This is a genomic window from Nakamurella sp. UYEF19, from assembly GCF_040546275.1.
Taxonomy (GTDB): domain Bacteria; phylum Actinomycetota; class Actinomycetes; order Mycobacteriales; family Nakamurellaceae; genus Nakamurella.
In genome coordinates this window covers 92,523-115,324 of sequence record NZ_JBEPNO010000009.1, presented here as the reverse complement: position 1 = coordinate 115,324, position 22,802 = coordinate 92,523, and the positions used below count along the sequence as shown (strand labels likewise).

The window sequence follows — 22,802 nt, the reverse complement described above, 5'->3', positions numbered from 1 at the left end:
CGAACGGGTCATCCACCCGTCACCATCGGGCCGAGCTCGATCGTCACCGCTGTGCGGCCGTCCGCGGACCTGGCGACCGTCAGCGATCCGCCCGAAGACTCCGCGATCTGACGGGCGATGTCGAGGCCGAGACCGGTCGATCCGCCGCCCGATTCGCCCCGTCGTCCGGCCCCCGGCGCGAATCCCGGTCCCGCGTCCAGCACCGCGACGACCGCTCCTCCACCGGACGCGGACGAGCACCTCACCTCGAAGGCCACGTCATCACCGGTGTGGGCGAAGACGTTGCCCACCAACGAGTCCAGAGCGGCGGCGAGGTCGCTCGCCGCCGCGCGGACCGGCACCGGGGAAGCGGTGACCGACGTCGTCACCGGCCGGTGCTGATGGGTGGCGAGCACCGACCAGAAGACCATGCGGTCGCGAACCACCGCCGCTGCATCACAGGTGGCCGCGTCCGGATCGGTGGCACGCCGGGCCGAGCGGATGACCTCGTCGACGGCGCGGTCGAGTGCGTCCACATCGGCGGCGAGCCGACCGCGGGCGTCATCGTCGGTGAGACCTTCGACGTCGAGACGGAGAGCCGTCACCGGGGTCCGGAGGCGATGTCGGAGGTCGGCCACCGACTCCCGTTCGCTGATCAGCAGATCACCGATGCGCCCGCCGAGCCGATTCAGTGCCGCACCGACGGAGGCGACCTCGGGCGGGCCGGCAGGCTGCACCCGCGCGCCGACGTCGCCTCGACCGAGCAGCTCCGCGGTCTCGGCGAGCCGGGTGATAGGCCTCGTCATCGCGCGGGCCAGCCGATCGGCGACGAAGATCGACAGCAGGAAGAGGACGAGGCCGATCCCGCCCAGCAGCAGCCAGATCCGGCGCACGCCGGCGGACAGGTCGTCATCGGTGACGAGCAGCCGGATCACCGATTCCCCTTCGGATCTGGCGACCGGCTGGACGATCAGGACGCCGCCGGGAGCCCCGGCGGCGGCGGCGACCTCGGTGACCTGCGCAGTCCTCGAATCCGGGCCGTCGAGAGCGCCGACGGCGGGATCCGTGCCGATCGTCGGCGAACCGGGCATCGTCACCCAGACCACGTAACCGGCCTCGCGGACGCCGGCCACGGCGGCGGCCGTGGCCGACACCGGGGACAGGGCCAGCACCGGGATCTCAGTCGGCTCGAGGCCGATCTCGCGCTCCGCACGGCTGAGCGATGGCTGGGTGCGCCGGCCCTGACCACCGCACGACTCGTCCGACATGCGATGCGGACGCTGATCAAGCAGGGACATCCGGAGGCGTTGCGGCTGATGGGCTTTCCCGAGGTCGCAGGTCTGCAGGTCTCGCCGCTGGTGCTCGATCGGTCGGCAGTGACGATGGGCGAGGTCGTGGAACTGTCGTTCGGCCTTCGTCACGACGGACCGGAAATCGTCCACCTGGCTATCGACTACGTGGTGCATTTCGTCAAGGCGAATGGCTCCACGTCGCCGAAGGTCTTCAAGCTCGCGGTACGTGATCTTCCGGGTGGGCAGGATCTGGCCATCGTCAAACGACATTCGTTCCGGCCCATCACCACTCGCGTGCACTACCCCGGTAGACACCGCATCGAGTTGCAGATCAACGGAAGACCGTCCGGAAGTGCCGCGGTCGATTTGCTCAGTTGACCGCGAGAATGCAGTCGCCGCAATAACTTCCACTGTTCGGTGGGGCGATCCGGTAGATCAGGCAGCAGCTCCGCCGGCGGCCGTCGCGGCCCGGGGTCCCGACGAACGTGTCGCGAAGGGGTGATCCGGCAAGCACTTCGCCGGCGAGCGCGCGAGCTCGGTCGGCCAGATCGGGTCGGATACTGGAGACGGTGTTAGCGGCCCCGTTCACGGCCGAGAATACGTTGCCCCACAGTACTTTCCGAGAGACAGAAAGTCCGTTCGTCCGGTCGAGCAGGTCGATGATCGGCGCACCGACGATTTGGGTCGTCCCGATCCCCGGTGTCAGCGCGGAGCGCGGAACGGAGAGCGGCAGGATTCCGCCCACCACCGGCTGCCACCTCACCCCGGTGAGGTCGAGCCGGTAGCCGAGGAGCGCAGCTCCGAACGCCGGGCAGACCAACCTGGCGACGAGACCGAGATGACCCACCGAGGCGGCGACCCGCAGTTCGACCGGTGCCCCGGACATCGCGGTCAGTGCGTCCTGGACCTGCCGGTAGCGCGTCAGAAGAGTTGCGGAGCCATCGATCAAGGCACCAATCGGTTGCCAGGGATCACCGTTGTTGCTGCTGTTGTTGCCGTCGCCGCTATCGGGATCGCTGATCTCCATTGCGAAATGCGGTCCGAGATCAGCGATCTCGTCGATGACGTCGTCAGACAGCCGCTTTCTCCCGATCACCTGACGCCTGTCGAAGACGGTCCGTCGGTTCCAGCACCCGGTGGGCCAGCGGAGCGAACAGCAACCCGATGGCCGCCCAGAGGACGAGCTGGGCGCCCACCGAATACAGTCGGAACTGGATCAGATCGTCGGCCGGGAAACCGGGGAAGACGATGGTGCCCTTGGTATCCAGCAGGGGCAGTGGCGTCTCGGTGGCCTGCGCCCCGTAGTGCTGGACGTTCGTGGCGAGCATCCCGAATGACGGCAACAGGGCTGTCGCCGCGCCGATCACGACGACATAGGCCGCCGCGGCGATCAGTGGCGCGTTCCAGTGGCCGAAGCGTGCCGTCAGCCGCTTGCCGAGCAGCACGGCGAACGCGAGGAACACGATTGCGGCGGCCACCATCAGCAGATACAGAACGCTGCGTTCCTTGATCGTGTCCTTGTGGCCGATGGCCGGAGGGTTGGCCGGATAGGCAAGAAACGGCACCAGGTAGAGCGCGAGGAATCCTCCGCCTGCGACGAGGACTGCGAGCGTCCGAGGCCGGAGCGCGCCCACCCGGCCGAGGGACACGGTGTAGACCACCGCGAACAGGGTGCCAACGGCAGCACCGAAGAGGATCATCCCCACTCCGATGCCGAGATTGGCCTGGATCGTCCGGCTGAAGATGTCGTGGCCGTGTTCGTCGACGGGCAGGCCCGCAGCCTTGTCCAAGGCGTGCTGCGCCTCGTCCCGTGCGGATTCGTAGTCGATCGCCCTGTTGATCACCGGTTCGGCGAAGATGCGAGTGAAGGCGAGCGCCAACAGGCCGGCGATGGCGCCGACCAGCAGGCCTCTGAGAATCAATTTGGCTGCGATGTTCACGGGCTCGGTGACTGAGATCGGCTCAGTGACAGGGGAAGCCGAGGAAGTGGCGTGCGTCGTGCACGAATTCGTGGATGGCGGTGTTGCTCCCGAAGACCGAGGTGGCGCCCTGGTCGATGCCCACGAAGTAGTACACGGCGAGCGCCAGGGATGTGGCCGTGATCAGCCAGGCTGCAGCCTTGGACAGTGGGATGACGACCTGGGTGGGGATGGCCGTCGGTGACGCCACGCTGGTGGCAGCAGTGGTCATGGTGGAGCTCCTTCCGGGATTCTGCGTCCCGTGATCGAGGGGGCACGTGAAGGCGGAAGACCTGACTCACAGAAACCGGGGAGACCCCGAACGCTGCTCACAGTGGCGCGACCGTGCCGGATTTACACCGGCTTCCTCACACCTTCACGAGCCCAAACCGTAGCCCCCCGGGTGCGCGCAGAGCAATGGCCCCACGGGCGCCCCCGGGCCATGGCCCCACAACGGTCCGATCACGCCGCCTTCTGACGGTCGATGGGGTTGCTGTCAAGAGTGTTTCGCAGTAGGACGTCGACGATGTCACCGATGCTGACCTTCTCTCCGGCCCACCGCGGGCGGATGGCTTCGGACCCACGATCTGTCCACCGGGTGATCTCGTCCAGATCCCGGTCCAACGGGAAGGTAGTCCTGAACCCGGACCCGTCGCCTTGATCGACACGGAAGCGACCGGGCTCGAGCACGATGCCTCCGGGGTCGGTGAACTGCCACCGGGGTACCGACTTCGTCGAGTCCGCCGCGGCTGCGACGCCGAAACCGGCTTCGTGGACTGCCATGTGGTGGAGCTGGCACAGCAGAACCAGATTGCCGAGATCCGTCGTACCACCGGCGGCCCAGTGCTGCACGTGGTGGGCCACGAGGTGCGTCGTCCGGGCACAGGACGGGAACTGACAGCTGCCGTCCCGGACCATCAGGGCCCTCCGTTGGTGCGGCGAAACCAGCCGTCGCCTGCGGCCGTAGTTCAGGACCGCGCCCGCGTGACCGCGGACCATGGCGACGACCATCGCGTCGCACGCCAGCCTCGCCGCCGTTCCCGGTGCGACGCCACCGATGCGGGCGACCTCGCAGCATTTCTCCGCGGGGACCGCCGAGACGTCCAGGTGCTCGTGCTCGTCTGCGGCCCGCAGCCTTTCGGCCGCCGGCGGCGCCTCCGATGGGGAACTCAGTGGCTCAGGCGCTACCGATTCAGGCGCCACCGACTCGGGGACCGGCAGTCCGACCGTCTCGGCGAGAAGGCGGGCATCGACGTGCACCACGACCAGATGGCGATCCTCGCCGGACGGATCCGCGGGGCTGCCGGCCAAGAACCCGCGCGCGACGCGGAGCAGCGCATCGACGCAGCTCACCGATGGATCGGGTGCTCGCCGAACCGCGGAGGCTTCCACAGTGCAGTTGTCGAAGATGCCGAAAGGGGCTCCGGCACCGGGCGGCTGCGTGGAATCTGCTGATGGTGATGATGTGCCAGGGGTGGCGTCGGCGCGCTGCGCTGACAGCTGGTGCGCCGACGAATCAAGGGCCGCGATGAGTTCCGCCCCCTCCTCGGCCGGCAGGCGGGCAGTCAGGACCACCATCCCGTCGTCGTCGACGAACCACCGGGCCTTGCGTCGTTTCTGTTGCTCCACCCGATCCGGATCATATTTGCGGAACTTTCGGGTGGAGGTCTCGAACTGCGAGGCGGTCAGGGTCTGGGCCAGCGAGAGCAGGGTGGCTTCCTCGACACGGCCCGCGATCCGAGTTGCCTCACGGACCTTGGAATAGGACAACCGTCCGGCGGCGAACTCGCCGTGGATCAGCGGCAACGTGCGGAGCGCCCGCGCGACACGAACGTGTTCGCGGGCTGTGCCGAGACTCATCGAACAGGAATACGCGACCCAGTGAGCGCAGTCGCGGACGCCGTAGCCGAACCAGGCCAGCGTCTCGTCGCACTCGGCGACCAGATCGAGCCACCAGCACTCGGCAGACGCCATCCGGCCGGCAGCTGCGCTCAACCGGACGCGGATCAGTTCCAGCTCGTCGTGACCTAGGTCGGTCGGTTTCGAGGTCGGTATTAAACTCGGCGGGTCGGCCTTCGGATCGATGCTGAGCACATTCACGGGCTGCCTCTCGGTTCGAACATGGGATGATCACTGCTGGTCGGAGGGGGGCACCGACACTGTTTGTACGTACGTTCGAGGCTAGTCCGGACCACCGACAGTCCTTGGTCAAGAGGACGCGGGAGGGCTGTCGAGGCGATCGGAGACGTTCCAGCCCGGAACGCTCATGGGACGAATCGGACATGCAGGAGAGCCCCTGATCTGCCGAGACCGGCCCATGCCGAGACCGGACCGTCGCGAGACCGGACCGTCGCGAGACCGGCCCATGCCGAGACCGGACCATGCACGGCGGGCGCCAGAGGGCCGGGTTCGGACGGGGTCGGACGTTCCAGCCCGGAACGGCTATGGGACAAAACGGACATGCCCCCGCCATCCGAAAGACCGGTGGCGGCCGACCACCCCGACGGAATTCCGGGAAGCGACCAGCGGAGTCGACGGATCGAGCTCGTACGTCGACCCGTCAGCGGCGCCGGTGGTGTTGGATGTACCCATGACGAGCCCCGGCGCGGACGATCCCCACGACATCGCGGACACCCAGATGTTCCGGCGGTTCGTGGAGTCAGGTCCCCAGGGATCGGGTTCCGAGACAGAGGCCAGGACCGGGCTGCAGCGGCTCTGGGTCTGGCCCGGCCTGCTGATCCCCGTCATCCTGTCGATCGTGATCGTTGCCGTCGTCCTGGTTTTGGTGCTCTGACCGGGTCGACGACGGCTACGGGTGAGATGCGGGTGGAGTTCAGTGACCGCGATGGTCCTGGATGGTGATCCGCGGCCCGAATCTTGGTTTGAACGCCTGCCCGCTGACTTCCAGCAACCGAACCACCCGATGACGGTGCGGCCGTAGCGGCTCGAGGTAGGCGACCATCTCGGCGTCGTCGATCGGTCGGCCGAGCATCGTCCAGCCGATCACCCCGGACAGGTGGAAATCGCCGACGGACAGGGCGTCTGCGTCGCCGAGGGCACGTTGCCCCACCTCGGCGGCCGTCCAGGCGCCGATCCCGGGGATCGACATCAGCCGGGCACGGGCACCGGCCGAGTCCAGGCCGGTGCAGCCTTCCAGTTGTCGCGCGAACCGCGCGCACGTCACGACGGTCGACGAGCGCTTCGGGTCGACGCCGGCGCGGTGGAAGTCCCACGACGGCACCATGCGCCACTGCTCGGCAGTCGGCGGCACCCGCATGCCGGTGGGTGCCGGGCCTGGAGCATCCGTCCCATGTCGGGTGACCAGCACCCGCCAGGCCCGGAACGCCTCCTTCCCGGTGACCTTCTGCTCGAGGATCGCCGGGATCAGGGACTCCAGGACCCGGCCGGTCCGGGGGATCCGCAGTCCGGGGTGGCGCCGATGGGCGTCGACCAGCTTGGGGTCCTCCGGTGCGAAGGTGCTTGAATCGTCCGTTTCGCCCAGCAGGTCGCCGAGGCCATCGATCAGTTCGGCAGCGCCCGGACCCCAAGCACGACAACGGATCTGATGCGCGCCGAGTTGATCGAGCAGATAGGTGACGGGCCCAGTGGGCATCATCGACGTACGCCAGATCGTGCCGTCGGCGCCGGCGGAATGGCACGGGTCGCCGGGGCCGTGGCGGAGCGGGCCGATGGTGGAGGCCAGGTCGACCGGGCGCGCGGATTCGAGCACTCTCTCGGTCATCGGGTCGCCCATGTCGTCAGCGATTCTATTCTTCATCGCATGGGTCGTTTTCGAGGTCGGGTGGCTGTGGTGACCGGCGCGGGTTCGGGGATCGGGCGGGCCCTGGCGGTTGCGCTGGCCGCGGCGGGGGCTGTGGTGGTGATCTCCGACGTGGACGAGGCCGGTCTGGCGGGGACGGTGGACCTGGTCCGCTCGACGAGCCCCGCCGTAGCGGCGATGCTGAGATCGGACCGGCTCGACGTGACCGATCGGGAGGCCGTGCTGAGGTATGCCGAATCGGTCGGGCTGGAATTCGGCCGGGTCGAACTGGTCATCAACAATGCCGGCGTCTCGCATGGCGGTGATGTGCTGGGGATGAGTTTTACCGATATCGAACGCGTGATGGCGGTGGACTTCTGGGGCGTCGTGAACGGTACGAAGGCCTTCCTGCCGTATTTGATCGCCTCCGGCCATGGCAATCTGGTGAATATCTCCAGTCTCTTCGGACTCGTCGCGATGCCGACGCAGAGTGCCTATGTCGCCGCGAAGTATGCCGTCCGGGGATTTACCGAATCACTCCGGATGGAGATGCTGATCGCGCGTCATCCGGTCGCCGTCACATGTGTACATCCCGGCGGCGTCCGGACCTCGATCGCGCGCAACGGCACGGTCAACGCGGGCGAGGAGCCCTCGGGCCGTTCAGATCTGTTCGAGGAGAAGCTGGCTCGGACCTCCGCCGCCGACGCCGCTGCGATCATCCTGCGGGGAGCCGCGCGAGGCAGGCCGCGGGTGCTGGTCGGGAACGACGCGCGGCTCGGGCATGCGGTCGGGTCGCTGTCGAACCGACTCTGGCAGCGAGCCGTCGTCACCGCTTTCGGCCGCCTGTGAGTGGTCCGCAGGTGAGCGCATCCACGCGATTCGCTGACACCGATTTTACTTGTTCTTGAACCGGTAGAATCGGTGGAAATCGCAACCAGCACGACACAGACACGACAGCGACACGACGGCGATCCGACAGCGATACGACAGCGACAGGGGGGCGGGTAGATGCGACGAGTGCTCCTGCTGGCCGCTCTGATGGTGGGGCTGCTGAGTCTGTACCTCCTCAGCGCACACGACGGCCGGGCCGGCCATCGCATGGTGGCCCAGGCTGCCTCGGTGTCCGCGTACGTCGCCGTCGCCGGCCCGGCCGTGCCCACACCTGCCGTGGCTGATCCTTCTGCAGACGGCGTGACCGACCGCCCGGCCCTCGAGATGTGCGCATTGCTGATGCTGGCGGCCGCGGGAGTCGGGTTGCTGGGGCAGCGGTGTCCGACGGACTCGGCCACCGACTCGCCGGCGGCCCGGCGGGCTCTGCTCGGGGTGTTGCGCGGACCGCCGAGTCCGACCTCGCGGCTGGTGCTGTGCGTGGAGCGGATCTGAGGCGTAGGCGGTCGATCAGCCTCCGCCCCGTTCGCCGAACCCGCCCAGTCCCGCCCACCCATCCCCAGGAGCACCCCATGCCTGACCCCTCCCGCGGTCGATCACTCGCCGCCCTGCTCGTCCTCCCCGTGATCCTCACCCTGGTCCTCTCCGCCTGCACGTCGACCTCGAGCGTCCGGTCGGGGCAGGCGCGGCCGGGCAGCACCACCTCCTCCCCGGTGGTGACGGTGCCGCCGGCCGGCTCGGCGGAGCCCGAAACCCCGGTGCAGCCCGGCACCTCCGGACAGGCCGGGACCACCGCCCCGACGGCGATCACCGAGCCGCCGGTCTCGCCGATCCCGACGACGAGTTCTTCCACCGCGCCGGCCGTCATCACGCCGGTCCTGTCGAGCTGGCCGGTGAACGGGGCCGACGACGTATCGCCGATTCGGGCCGTCCTCGTCCGTGTGCAGAAGGGCACGCTGACGAAGGTCACCATGACCAACCCCGACGGCCGTGCCGTCAGGGGTGCGATCTCGAAAGACAAAACAGCCTGGACTTCAACCGAGCCGCTGGGCTACGGCCGCAAGTACTCCGTGACGTCGATTGCCGTGAGCGCTACCGGGGTGCAGGCGCGATCCTCGACGACGTTCACGACGGTGTCGCCGACCGAGACGATCTATCCGTCGTTCTTCCCGAACCCCGAGATGAAGACCGTGGGCGTCGGTCAGCCGATGGTCGTCATCTTCGACAAGGCCCCGGCCGACAAGGTGGCCGCCGAGAAGGCGCTGGTCGTCAAGACGGTGCCGGCGGTCGAGGGCTCCTGGTACTGGTGGGACGACCGGACGCTGCACTACCGGCCGAAGGTCTACTGGAAGGCCGGCACGAAGATCACAGTGAACGTCAACCTCTACGGTGTGGCCCTGGGCGGAGGCGCGTATGGCGAGACCGATCGCACCCTGTCGATCACGGTCGGCAGGTCGAAGATCGCGACCGTCGACGACGCAACCAAGCAGATGCAGGTGTTCATCGACGGGAAGAAGGTCCGGACCATCCCGGTCTCGATGGGGATGGACAAGAAGGTCACCGTGGGTGGCAAGGAGATCTCGTTCGTCACGCCGTCCGGGATCTACGTCGGCCAGGAGAAGTACGCCGTCAAGCAGATGAGCTCGGCGACCTACGGTCTCCCGGTCGCCTCGTCGCTGGGTTACGACTCCAGGATCCCCTTGGCTGTCCGGTTCTCCAACGAGGGCATCTTCGTCCACGCTGCGCCCTGGTCGGTGGCCGATCAGGGTGTCCGCAACGTGTCCCACGGCTGCCTGAACATCAATCCCGAAGCGGGACGGTGGTTCTACGACAACTTCAGCTACGGCGACATCCTGACGGTGACCGGCACGGCGACCAAATTGGCCGTCACCGACGGGTACGGGGACTGGAACATGAGCTGGGCGGACTGGAAGAAGGGCAGCGCCCTGGCCTGACGCGCGTGTGCACAAGGTTCTCCGGATGGCAGGGGATCTGACAGGGTGGAGGCATGACGTTGTTCGTGCATCGGGCCGAACGGTCGGACGCCCTGGTGGGCGCCCTGGCCGAGTTGCTGGCCCGCCCGCTCGATGACGTCTTCGCGGAGGAGATCGTCGCCGTGCCGGCCCGCGGGGTGGAACGTTGGCTGGCACAACAGCTCTCCCACCGACTCGGGCGCCGGGACGGCCGTGGTGACGGCATCTGCGCCGGTGTGCGGTTCCCGTCGCCGGGTGGCCTGGTCAACGAGTTGATCAACGGGCCGGATCGGCACCTCGACCAGTGGGGGCCGGACGCATTGGTGTGGCCGCTGCTCGAGGTGATCGACGAATGCGCCGGTCAGGAGTGGTGCGCGGTTCTCGGCCGGCACCTGGGAACCGCTGCGCTGCAACCGGGTGAGGGCGGCGGAGAAGAGGAACAGCGGCATCGGCGCGGCCGTCGTTATGCGGTGGCGCGGCGGTTGGCCGGCCTGTTCGATGCGTATGCCGCCAACCGAGTCACGATGCTCGCCGACTGGGCCAAGAAGCTCGACACCGACGGCCACGGAACGACGCTGGCCCCTGATCTGATCTGGCAGGCGGAGTTGTGGCGTCGGGTGCGGGACCGGATCGACGGGCCCGACCCGGTGATCCGTCGCCGGCTCGCCGCCGCCCGGTTGAAGATGGACCCGGCCGCCACCGCGCTGCCCGAACGGGTCTCGCTGTTCGGCCCCACCCGGCTGCCCGGTAGTCAACTCGAACTGTTGAGTGCGCTGTCCGTCCACCGTGACGTGCACCTGTGGCTCTCGCACCCCTCGCCGGCCTTGTGGAACAGGCTGGACGGTCAGCAACCGGCCACCTCGAGGAAGGCGGATCCGACCGTCACGACGGCCGAACATCCGCTGCTGGCCTCGCTCGGCCGGGACTGCCGCGAACTCGAGCTGACGCTCAACACCGTCGACCACGAGGACGTCCACCACCGCGGGGCGCAGCTGCCCCGCACCCTTCTCGGTTACCTGCAGCAGAACATCCGTGACGACCGGTCCGCCGGACCGGTCGAGATCGGTGCCAACGACCGGACCGTGCAGGTCCACGCGTGCCACGGCCCGGCGCGTCAGGTCGATGTCCTGCGGGAGGTGCTGGTCGGACTACTGGCGCAGGATCCGACGCTGGAACCCCGGGACGTGCTGGTGATGTGTCCGGACATCGAGGTCTACGCGCCGCTGATCGCCGCCGCCTTCGGGTTGGCCGATGTGGTCCCCGAGGGGAAAGCCCATCCGGCGCACCGTCTTCGGGTCAAGCTGGCCGACCGGGCCCTGACCCAGACCAATCCGCTGCTGGCCACGCTGGCCCGGCTCCTCGAGCTGGCCGACGGGCGGGTGAGTGCCTCCGAGATCCTCGACCTCGCATCCTGGCCGCCGGTCCGGCGACGGTTCGGTTTCGACGACGACGATCTGGATCGCCTGGCCCGCTGGGTGACCAAGGCCGGCGTCCGCTGGGGCCTCGACGCGAAGCACCGGGGACCCTTCGGCCTGCAACGCTTTCCGCAGAACACCTGGCGGACCGGTCTCGACCGGATCCTGCTCGGGGTGGCGATGGCCGACGAGGACCAGAACCGCCTGGGGCTGGCACTGCCGCTGGACGACGTCGGTAGCGGTGACGTCGATCTCGCCGGTCGGCTGGCCGAACTGCTGGACCGGGTGCAGGTAGCCGTGGACGGGCTGACCGGAACTCGCACGCTCTCCCAGTGGCTCGACGTGCTGCTGGCGGCGATCGATTCGCTGACCCAGGTCGCCACCGATGACGAATGGCAGCAGGCCGAGGTTCGTCGCGAGCTCGGTGACGTGGCAGAGGCTGCAGGACGACGGGTCACGGAGACCCAGCTGACTTTGTCCGACGTCCGTGCGTTGCTTCGAGGCCGGCTGGGCGGCCGTCCGACGAGGGCGAATTTTCGGACCGGAACGCTGACCGTCTGCACCATGGTGCCGATGCGATCGGTTCCGCACCGGGTGGTCTGCCTGCTCGGTCTCGACGACGGCGTGTACCCGCGCAATCCTCGCCCCGACGGTGACGACGTGCTGGCTCGCAACCCGGCCGTCGGTGAGCGGGACGCGCGTGGTGAGGACCGACAGTTGATGCTGGACGCCATTCTCGCCGCCACCGAACATCTGGTGATCACCTACACCGGAGCGGACGAGCGCACCGGAGCTGCCCGCCCGCCGGCCGTCCCGCTCGGTGAGCTGCTCGACGTGCTCGACGAGACCGGTTCCACCGCAGATGGTTCGGCGTTGCGTGATCGCGTGCTGATCCGGCATCCGTTGCAGCCCTTCGATCCGGTGAACGTGACACCAGGCGCGCTGGGTGCGCCGGGTCCGTTCAGCTACGACCTGGTGGCCCTGCAGGGCGCGCTGTCGGCGGCCGGTCCCCGGCGCGAACCGCCGCCGTTCCTCACCGGACCGCTCCCGGCGCTCCCCCTGGAGGACGTGGATCTCATCGATCTGACGGCGCTCCTGGTGCATCCGGCGCGAGGATTCCTGCGGCAGAGACTCGACGTGGCCACACGTTTCGACGAGGACGAGCCATCGGACAGCCTCACCGTCGAACTCGACAACCTCCAGCTGTGGGCGGTCGGCGACCGATTGCTACGGGACAGGTTGTCCGGCATCGACGATGCGGCGTGCCGGCAGGCCGAGTGGCGGCGCGGAGTGCTGCCACCGGGACCGCTCGGCCAGAGCACCCTGGACACCGTGCTCGCCGAGGTCGAGCCGTTGGTCAACCGGACCGCGGCGATGCTGGTGGCGCCGCGCCGGAGCGTCGACGTGTCGGTGTCGCTGGGCGGCGGGCGGGAGCTGCGGGGGACCGTGGCGGGGATTCACGGCACCACCCTGGTGTCGATCGGATACAGCAAACTGGGCCCCAAGCAACAGTTGTCGGCCTGGATCGGGTTGCTGGCGCTGGCCTGTGCCCACCCGGAACGGCCCTGGACCGCCGTGGCCGTCGGGCGCGACAAGCCGGGTCGGCCGTCGAGCGCGAGCTTTTCTCCGCTGGACGCACGCAGGGCGCGGGAGCACCTGACCGCTCTGGTCGACCTCTACGACCGGGGGTTGCGCGAGCCGCTGCCGATGCCCATCAAGACGTCGAACCGGTACGCCGCCTCGGTCGCCAAGATGCAGGGCGGCGATCAGGCCGTTGCGGCGGCCCGGATGGCCTGGGCGACCGGGAAGTATCCCGGCGAGGACGCCGATACCGCGCACGCCGTGGTCTGGGGACCGGGCGCGTCGTTCGACCGGATCTTCAGCGGACCGGCCCCGGCCGACGAGCGCTGGACCGACGAGCCGACCCGGCTGGGCCAGCTGTCGCTGCGGCTGTGGACGCCCCTGCTCGCGCACTGCCGGATGGTGTCGCTGTGAATGTGGTGATGCTGTGATGGCTACTGCGCCGAACCTCTTGGACCCAAGGCCCTTCGACATCCGCGACCGGCTGCCCCTCGGCGTGACGACCGTGCTCGAGGCCAGTGCCGGAACGGGAAAGACCTACACGGTCGGGGCCCTGGTGACTCGCTACGTCGCCGAGGGGGTGGCGACGCTCGATCAGCTGCTGGTGGTCACCTTCGGTCGGGCGGCCAGCCAGGAACTTCGCGAGCGCGTGCGGGAGCAACTGCTCGGTGCGGAGCGGGCCCTCTCCGACCCGGAAGCCGCCCGCGGCAACGACAACGACCTGATCGTCCTGCTCGCCGAGGGGCCGGCAGCTGAGGTGGCGGCGCGGCGGGAACGGCTGCGGCGGGCGCTGGCGGACTTCGACGCCGCGACCATCGCGACCACACACCAGTTCTGCCAGCAGGTGCTCGTCGGACTCGGCGTGGCCGGCGACAGCGAACCCGGCTCGACCCTCGTCGAGGACCTCGACGATCTGGTCGTCGAGGTGGTCGACGACCTCTACGTCCGGCGCTTCGGGGCCGCCGGGGCGGAACCGCCGGCCATCGACCGGACGATGGCCCTCGAACTGGGCCGTCGAGCCGTCGGCGACCCGGACGCCGCGCTGGAACCATCGCAGGAATCACCGGATTCGGTGTCCGCGTTACGGTTCCGGTTCGCCGGCGCTGTCCGGACCGAGGTCGCCCGCCGCAAACGTCAACGCGGACTGCTCGGCTACGACGACCTGCTCAGCCGGCTGGCTCATGCGCTCAAACCCACCGGGGCTGCCGCTCGCTCGCGGATGCGCGACCGATGGAAGATCGTCCTGATCGACGAGTTCCAGGACACCGACCCGGTGCAGTGGGAGGTGCTGCGGCTGGCGTTCGCCGGAGCCGATCTACCACCCGACGAACGCTCGACACTCATCCTGATCGGTGATCCGAAGCAGGCGATCTACGCGTTCCGCGGCGGTGACGTGCACACCTACCTGGCCGCGGCCCGGACCGCCGAGATCGGTGCGACGCTGCACCAGAACTGGCGCAGCGACGCACCTCTGGTGGATGCGCTCGGGGTGCTGTTCGACGGCGCGGCGTTGGGCGAACGGGAGATCGTCGTGCGTCCCGTCCGGGCCGCACACCAGGGTTCCCGGTTGGTCGGGGCGCCATCACCGCATCCGCTGCGGCTGCGGGTGGCGACCAGGGAGCAGTTCGGCAAAGGGCCGCGGGCGAAGGTGTACATGGACCAGGCCCGGCCGTTCATCGTGGCCGATCTGGCGGCCGACATCGCGGCACTGCTGCGCTCGGGGGCGACGTTCGACTCCGTTGCGCTGGCGGCGGGTGACGTCGCGGTGCTGGTGAACACCCACGCCCAGGCGGCGACGGTCCGGCAAGCCCTTGCTGCCCAGGGGGTTCCGTCCGTCTCCAGTGGCGCCGGCAGCGTCTACGCGACGCCCGCCGGCGAGCACTGGCTAGTCCTGCTGGAAGCTCTCGAGCAGCCACACCGTTCGGCGCGCGTGCGGGCGGCGGCGCTGACGCCGTTCCTCGGACGGACCGCCGCGGAGCTCGATGCGGGCGGGGAGACGCTGACGGACGAACTGGGCACGCTGCTGCGCGAATGGGCCGACCTGCTCCAGGCTCGCGGCGTGGCCGCCGTTCTCGAACTGATCTTCGCCGAGCAGGGGCTGCCGGGACGGATGCTGGCCGAGGTCGACGGTGAACGGCGGCTGACCGATCTGGCCCACCTCGGAGAAGGCCTGCAGGCAGCGGCGATCGCCGAAGGTCTTGGGCTCGCAGCGCTGGCCGAGTGGCTGCGCCGTCGTCGGGCCGAGGCCGGCTTCGACCAGAGCGCGGAACGGATCCGGCGGCTGGACAGCGACGCCGCCGCTGTGCAGGTGCTCACCCTGCACGTCAGCAAGGGCCTGCAGTTCCCGGTGGTGTACCTGCCGTTCGCCGCCGACCGCTGGGTGGTCAGCGAACCGAAGGTGTTGCAGCTGCACGACAATGCCGGGAGGCGGGTGCTGGACGTCGGCGGTTTCGTCTCGACCGGACGGCAGGAACGCGAACAGAAGGCGGCCGCCGAGTTGGCCGGAGAGGCACTGCGGTTGCTCTACGTCGGTCTGACCCGCGCGCAGTCGCAGGTGGTCACCTGGTGGCTGCCCACCAGCAACACCCCCGACTCGGGACTGCATCGCCTGCTGTTCGGACGTACTCCCGGCAGTGCCGAGATCCCCGACAATGTCACACTTCCCAGCGATGACGACGTCCGGACGAAGTTGGCCGCGCTGCAGCTGGCGGGTGGTCCGGTGGTGGAGGATGCGGGAGCAGCCGACCTGAAACCAGTTGTGCACCAGCCGGTTCCGGTCCCGCGGTTCTCCGTCGGTGTCTTCGACCGGCCGCTGGACACCGCCTGGCGGCGGGCGTCCTACAGTGCCCTGTCGGCGGCGGGGGAGACGGCCGCACCTGGCGTCGGCAGCGAACCGGAGACGGGCGAGCGGGATGACGAGACCATCGCCGGTGACGCGGGTTCGGGTTCCGGTTCTCCGTCGGCTCCACTGTCGGATTCACTCCGGTCGGTGCTCTCCCCGATGGCGGACCTGCCGGCCGGTACGTCCTTCGGCACACTGGTGCACGCGGTGTTGGAGCACACCGATCCCCAGGCGGCCGATCTGCGGGCGGAGCTGCGAACCCGGAGCGCGGAGCAGCTGGCGCGGCACTCGGGGACGATGACCGCGGAACAACTGGCCGAGGCGCTGCTCCCGGTGCTGGCCACCCCGCTCGGGCCGGTCGCCGGTCACCTTGCGCTGCGGGACCTGTCGACACGGGATCGGCTGACGGAGCTGGACTTCGAGCTCCCGCTGGCCGGTGGGGACCGGCCGACGGCGGACGTCACCCTGGGTGAGTTGGCGCCGCTGCTGCGACGCCACCTGGCGGCCGACGACCCGATCGCCGTCTACGCCGACCGGCTGGCGTCGCCGGAGATGTCGTGGCAGTCGCTGCGCGGCTACCTGACGGGCAGCCTGGACGCGGTGCTGCGGCTCCCGGGACCGCGCTACGTCATCGCTGACTACAAGACCAACTGGCTCGGTGGCGATGATGGAGAGCCGTTGTCGGCCTGGCACTATCGCCCTTTGGCGTTGCAGAAGGCGATGACGCACTCGGACTATCCCCTCCAGGCACTGCTGTATTCCGTTGCGCTGCACCGGTTCCTGCGGTGGCGTCAGCCGGGGTACCGGCCCGAAGTGCACCTGGGCGGCGTGCTGTACCTCTACGTCCGCGGGATGTCCGGCGCCGACAGCCCGGTGGTCGATGGGCTGCCCTGCGGCGTGTTCGGCTGGCAGCCGCCGCCGGTCCTGGTGCAGGATCTGTCGTCCTTGCTGGACGGGGATTCCTTGCTGGACGGGAATTCGGCGTGAGCCGGCCTGTGCAGTTCCAACAGGGAATGCTCGACCCCTCTGACGTGCAGTTCGCCGGCACTGCAACGGGTCTCCTGCGGACGTTCAACCAGGCCGGGGTGCTGACCTCGGCCGACGTGCACGTGGCGAAGTGTCTGTCCGCCCTGGCCGGTGAGACCGACGAGCAGGTCCAGCTGGCGGTCGCCCTGGTCGTTCGCGGGGTTCGCGGCGGATCGGTGTGCGTGGATCTGGCGGACGTGCACCGGATCGATCCCGACCTGGACTGGCCGGATCCGCACGTCTGGTCGGCCACGGTCCGGGCGAGTCCGCTGGTCGGGCCGTCGAAGCCGCTGCGGTGGGATCTGGATCTGCTGTACCTGGACCGGTACTGGCGCCAGGAGGACCAGGTCCGGGCGGATCTGTTGTTCCGGGAGACCCAGCTCCCGCCGTCGATCGATACGGATCTGTTGCAGCAGAGCCTGGATCGGCTGTTCGACGAGAAGTCCGGGCAGCGGCTGGCGGCGCGGATCGCGGCGGGGCGGTGGACCACGGTGCTCGGCGGCGGTCCGGGGACGGGCAAGACCACCACCGTGGCCAGGCTTCTCGCCGTTCTGCACGAACAACACGGTCCTGGGCTGCGGGTGGCGCTTGCGGCGCCGACGGGTAAGGCCGCGGCCCGGTTGTCGCAGGCCGTGCAGGAGGTGGCCGCCCGTTTCGGGGACGAGGACCGGGAACGGATCGGCGCTCTCACCGCCACGACGCTGCACCGGCTGCTGGGCAGTCGACCGGGGGATGGCAACCGCGGCAACCGCTTCCGGCACCATCGCGACAACCGGTTGCCTCACGACGTGGTGGTCGTCGACGAAACGTCCATGTTGTCCCTGACGATGATGGCCCGGCTGCTGGAGGCCGTCCGTCCGGACGCTCGACTGGTGTTGGTGGGCGATCCGGATCAGCTTGCCTCGGTGGAGGCCGGCGCGGTGCTCGCCGATCTGGTGGCCGGGTTGCTGGCGCGGCCTGTCACCGATCTGGCGACACCACCCGTGGCGGAAATGGCCGAAGGTGCCCGTCACGGGGTCGTGGTGCTCGGCAAGACCTGGCGGTTCGGTGGCGCCATCGCCACTCTCGCTGCAGCGGTCCGCGACGGCGACGCCGACGGTGCGGTCGCGGTGCTGGCCGGCAGCGGCAGCGATGACAGCGCGCTCGAACTCTCCGAATCCGAGGCGGCGATCCGCGAGGACGTGCTCCGCGCCGCCGCTGCGGTGCGCGAAGCGGCCAAGGCCGGCGACGGCCGGACGGCGCTGGCGCAGATGGAGAAGCATCGTGTGCTCTGTGCCCACCGAAGTGGCCCGTTCGGAGTGGACTCCTGGAGCCGGCGGATCGAGCGCTGGTTGGCCGAGGTGCCGGGGGATCCGGCCGAGGGCCAGTGGTACGTCGGGCGACCGTTGCTGGTCAACGTCAACGACTATGCCCTCGGATTGTTCAACGGCGACACCGGTGTGGTGGTGCGGCAGACGGACGGCAGCGTCCGGGCGGTGTTCGCGCGAGGCGACGAACTGGTCGACTTCGCCCCGAGTCGGCTGTCGGACGTCGAGACGGTGCACGCGATGACGGTGCACCGGAGCCAGGGCAGTCAGTTCGAGCGCGTCACGGTGGTGCTGCCGCCGGCCGACTCCCCCCTGGCCACGAGGGAGATGCTCTACACCGCGCTGACCAGGGCGCAGCACCACGTGCGGCTCGTCGGCCAGGAGCCGGAACTCCGTGCTGCCATCGACCGCCCGGCGGCCAGGGCCAGTGGCCTGCGGCTCCGGCTGTCGGGTTCCTGACGTGAAAACTCGTAGGACATGTGCTGTATTACTGGCCGTGCTGCTGTCGGTGACGGCGTGTACGTCGGGATCGACCGTCGCCGCGACGGTGACGACCGACACGACCGTCGCGGCCGCGAGTGCTGTTGCCCCCACGTCTGCGCCCATCGGTACTGCCATCCCGAGCACATCGGCGTCCACCCCACGTCCCACTCCCGCCACGACGACGCCGAGCAGGACCACGCCGAGCAGGACCACGCTCAGCACGACCACGACCACCAGCAGGACCACCGGTACCTCGAGCAAGCCACCAGCGACGAGCTGCGCGGCCCAGATCCTGGCCGGCCTGACCGAGCCGCAGCGGATCGGTCAGCTGCTGATGGTGGGGATCGCGGCCGACGACCCGGCCTCCGGGCGTGCCGCGTTGCGGTCGACGCCGGTGGGTGGGGTCTTCCTGTCCGGTCGATCGACCGCGAGCGCCCAGGACCTGGCGGCCGGCATCGCTGCGGTCCAGCAGACGATCACCCCGATGTCCGGGGTCCGGGCGCACGTCGCCGTCGATCAGGAGGGCGGCTACGTGCAGGGCCTGCGCGGACCGGACTTCCCGTCGATCCCGACGGCGGTCCAGCAGGGTCAGGATTCGTCCGAGGCGCTGGCCCAGAACACCGCAGAGTGGGCGTCATTGCTGGTGAAGGCAGGGATCACCCTGGATCTCGCGCCCGTCGCCGACGTCGTCCCGGCCGGGACGGCCTCGGACAATCCGCCGATCGGGGCGCAGGACCGTCAGTACGGATCGACCGCCGACTCGGTGTCGGAGTCGGTGGTCACGGTGGTGAAGGCGATGCTCGGGGAGAAGCTGGGCACGACCGTCAAGCACTTCCCCGGGCTGGGTCGGGTTACCGCCAACACCGACACGTCGGCGGATGCCGTCGACGACGAGACCACGGCGACCGACGATTCGCTCGACCCGTTCCGCGCGGCGATCAAGGCCGGTACCACTGCGGTGATGATCTCCTCGGCCCGCTACCCGCAGCTCGACCCGGACAACATCGCCGCCTTCTCCGCCCCGATCGTGACGGACCTGCTGCGCGGCAAGCTCGGCTTCGACGGGCTGATCATCTCCGACGACCTGGGCGGCGCGGTCGCCGTCAGCGACGTACCGGTCGGACAGCGGGCCGTCGAGTTCGTCAGGGCCGGCGGTGACATGGCGCTGACCGTGAAACCGTCCGACCTCGTCGTGATGACGTCTGCGCTGGCCACCGAGGTGAAGGCCAGCGAGTCGTTCCGAGTAGAGGTCGACGCAGCCGCGCTGCACGTGCTGGCCAGCAAGCAGTCGTTGGGTCTGCTCGCCTGTGGTTGAGCACTCGCCTGTTGGCGGAACGGTCCCCGGCATGTATCAGCGACTCTCGTCGGTGCTCCTGATGGCCATGTCACGTCTCAGCACCACCCTCCGCAGTGCCGTCACCCGCCTCGTCGTCGTCGCCGCAGCCGGGGCCATTCTGCTCACCGGTTGCGGTTCGCCGACGCCGAACCAGGCCTCGGTGCTGAAGGACCTGATCAACAACAACAGCACCAGTGAGGCAGCGCTGCCCGGCGCCAGCGGGTCGGGTGGCAGCGGGTCGGGTGGCAGTGGATTCGCCTTGAGCGGCGACTGCCTCGGCGTGCTCAGCGCATATTCGACGATCGCCCTTGCCCTGCTGCCCTCGCTTGCCGGCGGTCACGGCACCTATGACGCCGGCCAGCTCACGCAGGCCATCGCCGGGCTGAAGGGCAATGTGCCGGACGCGCTCAAAGCGGACTTCGCGACGCTGGCCGACGCAGCCAAGGCCGCAACCGGCAAGTCGCTCGAGGAGGCCGGCCAGATCCTCGGCGCCCCCGCCGTCACCGCAGCGTCCGATCACATCAGCGCCTGGACCGACAAGAACTGCGGCACCGGCTGATCGGAACCGGTATTCAAGTAACACCGGGATGAACACTTCCAGGGCGCCGATGGCAAACATGGCCGCAGATGGGAACATGTTCGGGTGCCTACGACGAACACTGAGAGCATTGCCTATCCCGCCCCTGGAGCACGCCCGTCGCGGAGCCTGCGGGAGACCGTCTCGCCGCACGTCGTGGTGCTGTTCGGCGCCACCGGCGACCTGGCCCGGCGCAAGCTGATCCCGGGTCTCACGCACCTGTCCCTCTCGGCACTGGCCCCTGACATCCAGGTGGTCGGGACGTCGCTGGAGGACATGGACGACGTGTCCTTCCGGGAGTTCGCCCGGCAGGCCGTCACCGAGTTCGGCACCCACAAGCTGACCGACGACCAGTGGTCGATCTTCTCGGCCAAGCTCCACTACGTACCGCAGAGTGCCGGCCCGGACGCGCTCGCCGCCGCGGTGGCCAAGGCCGAGGTCGAACTCGGGTCCGAGGTGCTACGCCTGCACTACCTCAGCGTTCCCCCCAAGGCAGCGCTCGCGGTGATCAACATGCTCAAGGACGCCGACCTGGTGCAGCGGTCGAGAGTCGTCATGGAGAAGCCGTTCGGTACCGATCTGGACAGCGCCATCGCCCTGAACGATCAGGTCCACGAGACGTTCTTCGAGAGCCAGGTCTTCCGCATCGACCACTTCCTCGGCAAGGAACCGGCGCAGAACATCCTCGCCTTCCGGTTCGCCAACGGTCTGTTCGAACCGATCTGGAACCGCAACTTCATCGACCACATCCAGATCGACATCCCGGAGACTCTCGGTCTGGACCGTCGCGCCGAGTTCTACGAATCCACCGGCGCCTACAAGGACATGGTCGTCACCCACCTGTTCCAGGTGATGGCCTTCGTCGCGATGGAACCGCCGACCGCGCTGGAACCCCGCGCGATCAGCGAGGAGAAGAACAAGGTCTTCCGCTCGCTGCTCCCGATCGAACCGCAGCACGTGGTGCGCGGACAGTACGGCGGCTATCGGGGTGAGGACGGCGTCGCTCCCGACTCGGACACCGAGACGTTCATCGCGCTCAAGTGCCGCATCGACAACTGGCGCTGGGCCGGTGTCCCGTTCTACCTGCGGACCGGCAAGAAGATGGCCGAGGGGCAGCGGATCATCTCGATCGCCTTCAAGGAGGCACCGAAGTCGATGTTCCCGTCCGGCTCCGGGGTCGGCTCCCAGGGTCCGGACCACCTGACGTTCGATCTGGCCGACGCCTCGAAGGTGTCGTTGTCGTTCTACGGCAAGCGTCCCGGGCCCGGCATGCGGCTGGACAAGGTGTCGATGCAGTTCGCCACCCAGGAGACCGACCGCGCCGCAGACGTTCTCGAGGCCTACGAGCGATTGATCCTCGACGCGATGCGCGGCGACCACACGCTGTTCACCACCGCCGAAGGCATCGAGAGTCTCTGGGAGCGCTCGATTCCGCTGCTCGACGACCCGCCGGCGGTCAAGACGTACGCGCCCGGCACCTGGGGTCCGAACGCCATCCACCAGCTGGTCGCTCCGCACGCCTGGCGCCTCCCGTTCGAGCGGGTGTGGCGGGAGAAGAAGGCGTAGCTACAACCCCACCATCAGGTCGGTCTCGGTGATGCCGGGGCCCTGCCCCTCGCGGATGAACCACTCGACGCCGAAACTGTAGAGAAAAGCCTCCTCGGGCATGGCCAGGAAGAACGACTCCTCGCTGATCTGGCTGGCGTGGGCGCGCATCGCGGCCCGCTTCACGGCGGTGTACGCCGTGACGTCCACCCGGCCGGTCAGCTCGGCCTCGGGTTTGCCGAATGTCTCGCCAGCTGCGCCTTCTACGTCCGGGAGTTCGACGCCGGCCTCTTTCGCCTGGGCGGCAAAGGCTTCCATCCCGCGGCGCATGTAGTCGCGGTTCATCGTGCCCTGGTAGACGCGGCCGGTCCCGGCGATCTCCGCGGCCCGCTTGCCGACCCGATGCACCTGGATGTGGTCGGGGTGGCCGTAGCCGCCGTTGTCGTCGTAGATGGTCAGCACGTCGGCGTTCTCCTCCTGCAGGATGGCGGCCAGCTTCTGCGCCGCCTCCTCGACGTCGGCCGTCCAGAACGACCCGGGGAGATCGTTGGTGGATTCGCCCATCATCCCGGAGTCCTTGTACCCCAGGAACTCCAGCCGCTCGGCGCCGAGGATGTCGGCGCAGGCCCTCGTCTCGATCACCCGTCGCTGCCACAGTTCCTCGCCGGGATCCAGGAACCCGTCCGGCACCTCGCCGTGCTCGCCGCGGGTGGCGACGACCAGCACCACCCGGTGCCCTTCGTCGGCTGCCTTGCGCATGATGCCGCCGCAGCCGATCGATTCGTCGTCGGGGTGGGCGTGGAAGGTGACCAGGGTTGCCATGGAGGGAACGGTACCGTC

18 protein-coding genes and 1 riboswitch are annotated in these 22,802 nt (G+C 68.8%); of the genes, 11 read left to right on the top strand and 7 right to left on the bottom strand.

What is annotated here, in order from left to right:
* Window positions 1-8 precede the first annotated feature (8 nt).
* A complete protein-coding gene (locus ABIB25_RS14415) occupies window positions 9-1,247 on the bottom strand; it encodes a sensor histidine kinase (protein WP_354529152.1) in 1,239 nt (412 codons plus the stop codon).
* A 3-nt stretch (window positions 1,248-1,250) separates the two neighbouring features.
* Between ABIB25_RS14415 and ABIB25_RS14410 the strand changes: the two genes are divergently transcribed.
* Window positions 1,251-1,649, top strand: a complete 399-nt coding sequence (locus ABIB25_RS14410; RefSeq protein WP_354529151.1) for a YhaZ family DNA alkylation repair protein — start codon at window positions 1,251-1,253, stop codon at window positions 1,647-1,649.
* Here the strand turns inward: ABIB25_RS14410 and ABIB25_RS14405 are convergent.
* The 4 genes from ABIB25_RS14405 to ABIB25_RS14390 all read right to left on the bottom strand — a co-directional run bounded on the left by ABIB25_RS14405 (window position 1,642) and on the right by ABIB25_RS14390 (window position 5,329).
* Entirely contained in the window at window positions 1,642-2,367 is a 726-nt protein-coding gene (locus ABIB25_RS14405; RefSeq protein ID WP_354529150.1) for a hypothetical protein, read from the bottom strand. The genes ABIB25_RS14410 and ABIB25_RS14405 overlap by 8 nt on opposite strands.
* Window positions 2,342-3,205 (bottom strand): CbtA family protein, encoded by an 864-nt coding sequence (locus ABIB25_RS14400; protein ID WP_354529247.1) that lies wholly within the window; start codon window positions 3,203-3,205, stop codon window positions 2,342-2,344. The genes ABIB25_RS14405 and ABIB25_RS14400 overlap by 26 nt, the downstream gene beginning before the upstream one ends.
* 28 nt (window positions 3,206-3,233) lie before the next feature.
* Window positions 3,234-3,461, bottom strand: coding sequence for a CbtB domain-containing protein (locus tag ABIB25_RS14395; protein ID WP_354529149.1), 228 nt, complete (start codon window positions 3,459-3,461; stop codon window positions 3,234-3,236).
* Between the two features lie 4 nt (window positions 3,462-3,465).
* Window positions 3,466-3,625: riboswitch (adenosylcobalamin (AdoCbl) riboswitch) on the bottom strand.
* A gap of 66 nt (window positions 3,626-3,691) precedes the next feature.
* Window positions 3,692-5,329 carry an HNH endonuclease signature motif containing protein gene (locus ABIB25_RS14390; RefSeq protein WP_354529148.1) on the bottom strand — a complete coding sequence of 546 codons (1,638 nt, stop codon included), beginning with the start codon at window positions 5,327-5,329 and terminating at the stop codon, window positions 3,692-3,694.
* Window positions 5,330-5,819: 490 nt separating this feature from the next.
* Here ABIB25_RS14390 and ABIB25_RS14385 point away from each other — a divergent pair, with 490 nt between their 5' ends.
* Entirely contained in the window at window positions 5,820-6,023 is a 204-nt protein-coding gene (locus tag ABIB25_RS14385; protein WP_354529147.1) for a hypothetical protein, read from the top strand.
* Window positions 6,024-6,062: 39 nt separating this feature from the next.
* Here ABIB25_RS14385 and ABIB25_RS14380 read toward each other — a convergent pair whose 3' ends face one another.
* The gene (locus ABIB25_RS14380) at window positions 6,063-7,007 is read right to left on the bottom strand and encodes a DNA-3-methyladenine glycosylase family protein (protein ID WP_354529146.1); all 945 of its coding nucleotides are present in this window, start codon (window positions 7,005-7,007) and stop codon (window positions 6,063-6,065) included.
* A 3-nt stretch (window positions 7,008-7,010) separates the two neighbouring features.
* Between ABIB25_RS14380 and ABIB25_RS14375 the strand changes: the two genes are divergently transcribed.
* From ABIB25_RS14375 to zwf, 9 genes are all read left to right on the top strand, one after another.
* Window positions 7,011-7,838 (top strand): SDR family NAD(P)-dependent oxidoreductase, encoded by an 828-nt coding sequence (locus ABIB25_RS14375; protein ID WP_354529145.1) that lies wholly within the window; start codon window positions 7,011-7,013, stop codon window positions 7,836-7,838.
* Window positions 7,839-7,997: 159 nt separating this feature from the next.
* Window positions 7,998-8,372 (top strand): hypothetical protein, encoded by a 375-nt coding sequence (locus ABIB25_RS14370; RefSeq protein ID WP_354529144.1) that lies wholly within the window; start codon window positions 7,998-8,000, stop codon window positions 8,370-8,372.
* A gap of 77 nt (window positions 8,373-8,449) precedes the next feature.
* Window positions 8,450-9,832: a L,D-transpeptidase gene (locus tag ABIB25_RS14365; RefSeq protein WP_354529143.1), complete on the top strand. Its 1,383-nt coding sequence runs from the start codon at window positions 8,450-8,452 to the stop codon at window positions 9,830-9,832.
* Between the two features lie 53 nt (window positions 9,833-9,885).
* The gene (gene recC, locus ABIB25_RS14360; RefSeq protein WP_354529142.1) at window positions 9,886-13,260 is read left to right on the top strand and encodes an exodeoxyribonuclease V subunit gamma; all 3,375 of its coding nucleotides are present in this window, start codon (window positions 9,886-9,888) and stop codon (window positions 13,258-13,260) included.
* A 16-nt stretch (window positions 13,261-13,276) separates the two neighbouring features.
* Window positions 13,277-16,675, top strand: a complete 3,399-nt coding sequence (locus tag ABIB25_RS14355) for a UvrD-helicase domain-containing protein (protein WP_354529141.1) — start codon at window positions 13,277-13,279, stop codon at window positions 16,673-16,675.
* Between the two features lie 26 nt (window positions 16,676-16,701).
* Window positions 16,702-18,480, top strand: a complete 1,779-nt coding sequence (gene recD, locus ABIB25_RS14350; RefSeq protein ID WP_354529246.1) for an exodeoxyribonuclease V subunit alpha — start codon at window positions 16,702-16,704, stop codon at window positions 18,478-18,480.
* 37 nt (window positions 18,481-18,517) lie between these two features.
* Window positions 18,518-19,819 (top strand): glycoside hydrolase family 3 N-terminal domain-containing protein, encoded by a 1,302-nt coding sequence (locus tag ABIB25_RS14345; protein ID WP_354529140.1) that lies wholly within the window; start codon window positions 18,518-18,520, stop codon window positions 19,817-19,819.
* A gap of 31 nt (window positions 19,820-19,850) precedes the next feature.
* A complete protein-coding gene (locus tag ABIB25_RS14340) occupies window positions 19,851-20,399 on the top strand; it encodes a hypothetical protein (RefSeq protein WP_354529139.1) in 549 nt (182 codons plus the stop codon).
* A gap of 84 nt (window positions 20,400-20,483) precedes the next feature.
* Window positions 20,484-21,983: a glucose-6-phosphate dehydrogenase gene (zwf, locus tag ABIB25_RS14335; protein WP_354529138.1), complete on the top strand. Its 1,500-nt coding sequence runs from the start codon at window positions 20,484-20,486 to the stop codon at window positions 21,981-21,983.
* Here the strand turns inward: zwf and ABIB25_RS14330 are convergent, their stop codons facing one another.
* On the bottom strand, window positions 21,984-22,784 hold the full coding sequence (locus ABIB25_RS14330) for a PIG-L family deacetylase (protein ID WP_354529137.1): 801 nt from the start codon (window positions 22,782-22,784) through the stop codon (window positions 21,984-21,986). It abuts the gene before it with no gap.
* Between the last annotated feature and the right edge of the window lie 18 nt (window positions 22,785-22,802).

Excerpts from the sequence above, each read along its gene's own strand:
- ABIB25_RS14415 (WP_354529152.1), bottom strand. The coding sequence starts at position 1,247 with ATGTCGGACGAGTCGTGCGGTGGTCAGGGCCGGCGCACCCAGCCATCG.
- ABIB25_RS14410 (WP_354529151.1), top strand. The coding sequence starts at position 1,251 with ATGCGGACGCTGATCAAGCAGGGACATCCGGAGGCGTTGCGGCTGATG.
- ABIB25_RS14395 (WP_354529149.1), bottom strand. The coding sequence starts at position 3,461 with ATGACCACTGCTGCCACCAGCGTGGCGTCACCGACGGCCATCCCCACC.
- ABIB25_RS14385 (WP_354529147.1), top strand. The coding sequence starts at position 5,820 with ATGACGAGCCCCGGCGCGGACGATCCCCACGACATCGCGGACACCCAG.
- ABIB25_RS14380 (WP_354529146.1), bottom strand. The coding sequence starts at position 7,007 with ATGAAGAATAGAATCGCTGACGACATGGGCGACCCGATGACCGAGAGA.
- ABIB25_RS14375 (WP_354529145.1), top strand. The coding sequence starts at position 7,011 with ATGGGTCGTTTTCGAGGTCGGGTGGCTGTGGTGACCGGCGCGGGTTCG.
- ABIB25_RS14370 (WP_354529144.1), top strand. The coding sequence starts at position 7,998 with ATGCGACGAGTGCTCCTGCTGGCCGCTCTGATGGTGGGGCTGCTGAGT.
- ABIB25_RS14365 (WP_354529143.1), top strand. The coding sequence starts at position 8,450 with ATGCCTGACCCCTCCCGCGGTCGATCACTCGCCGCCCTGCTCGTCCTC.
- recC (WP_354529142.1), top strand. The coding sequence starts at position 9,886 with ATGACGTTGTTCGTGCATCGGGCCGAACGGTCGGACGCCCTGGTGGGC.
- ABIB25_RS14355 (WP_354529141.1), top strand. The coding sequence starts at position 13,277 with ATGGCTACTGCGCCGAACCTCTTGGACCCAAGGCCCTTCGACATCCGC.
- recD (WP_354529246.1), top strand. The coding sequence starts at position 16,702 with ATGCTCGACCCCTCTGACGTGCAGTTCGCCGGCACTGCAACGGGTCTC.
- ABIB25_RS14340 (WP_354529139.1), top strand. The coding sequence starts at position 19,851 with ATGTATCAGCGACTCTCGTCGGTGCTCCTGATGGCCATGTCACGTCTC.
- ABIB25_RS14330 (WP_354529137.1), bottom strand. The coding sequence starts at position 22,784 with ATGGCAACCCTGGTCACCTTCCACGCCCACCCCGACGACGAATCGATC.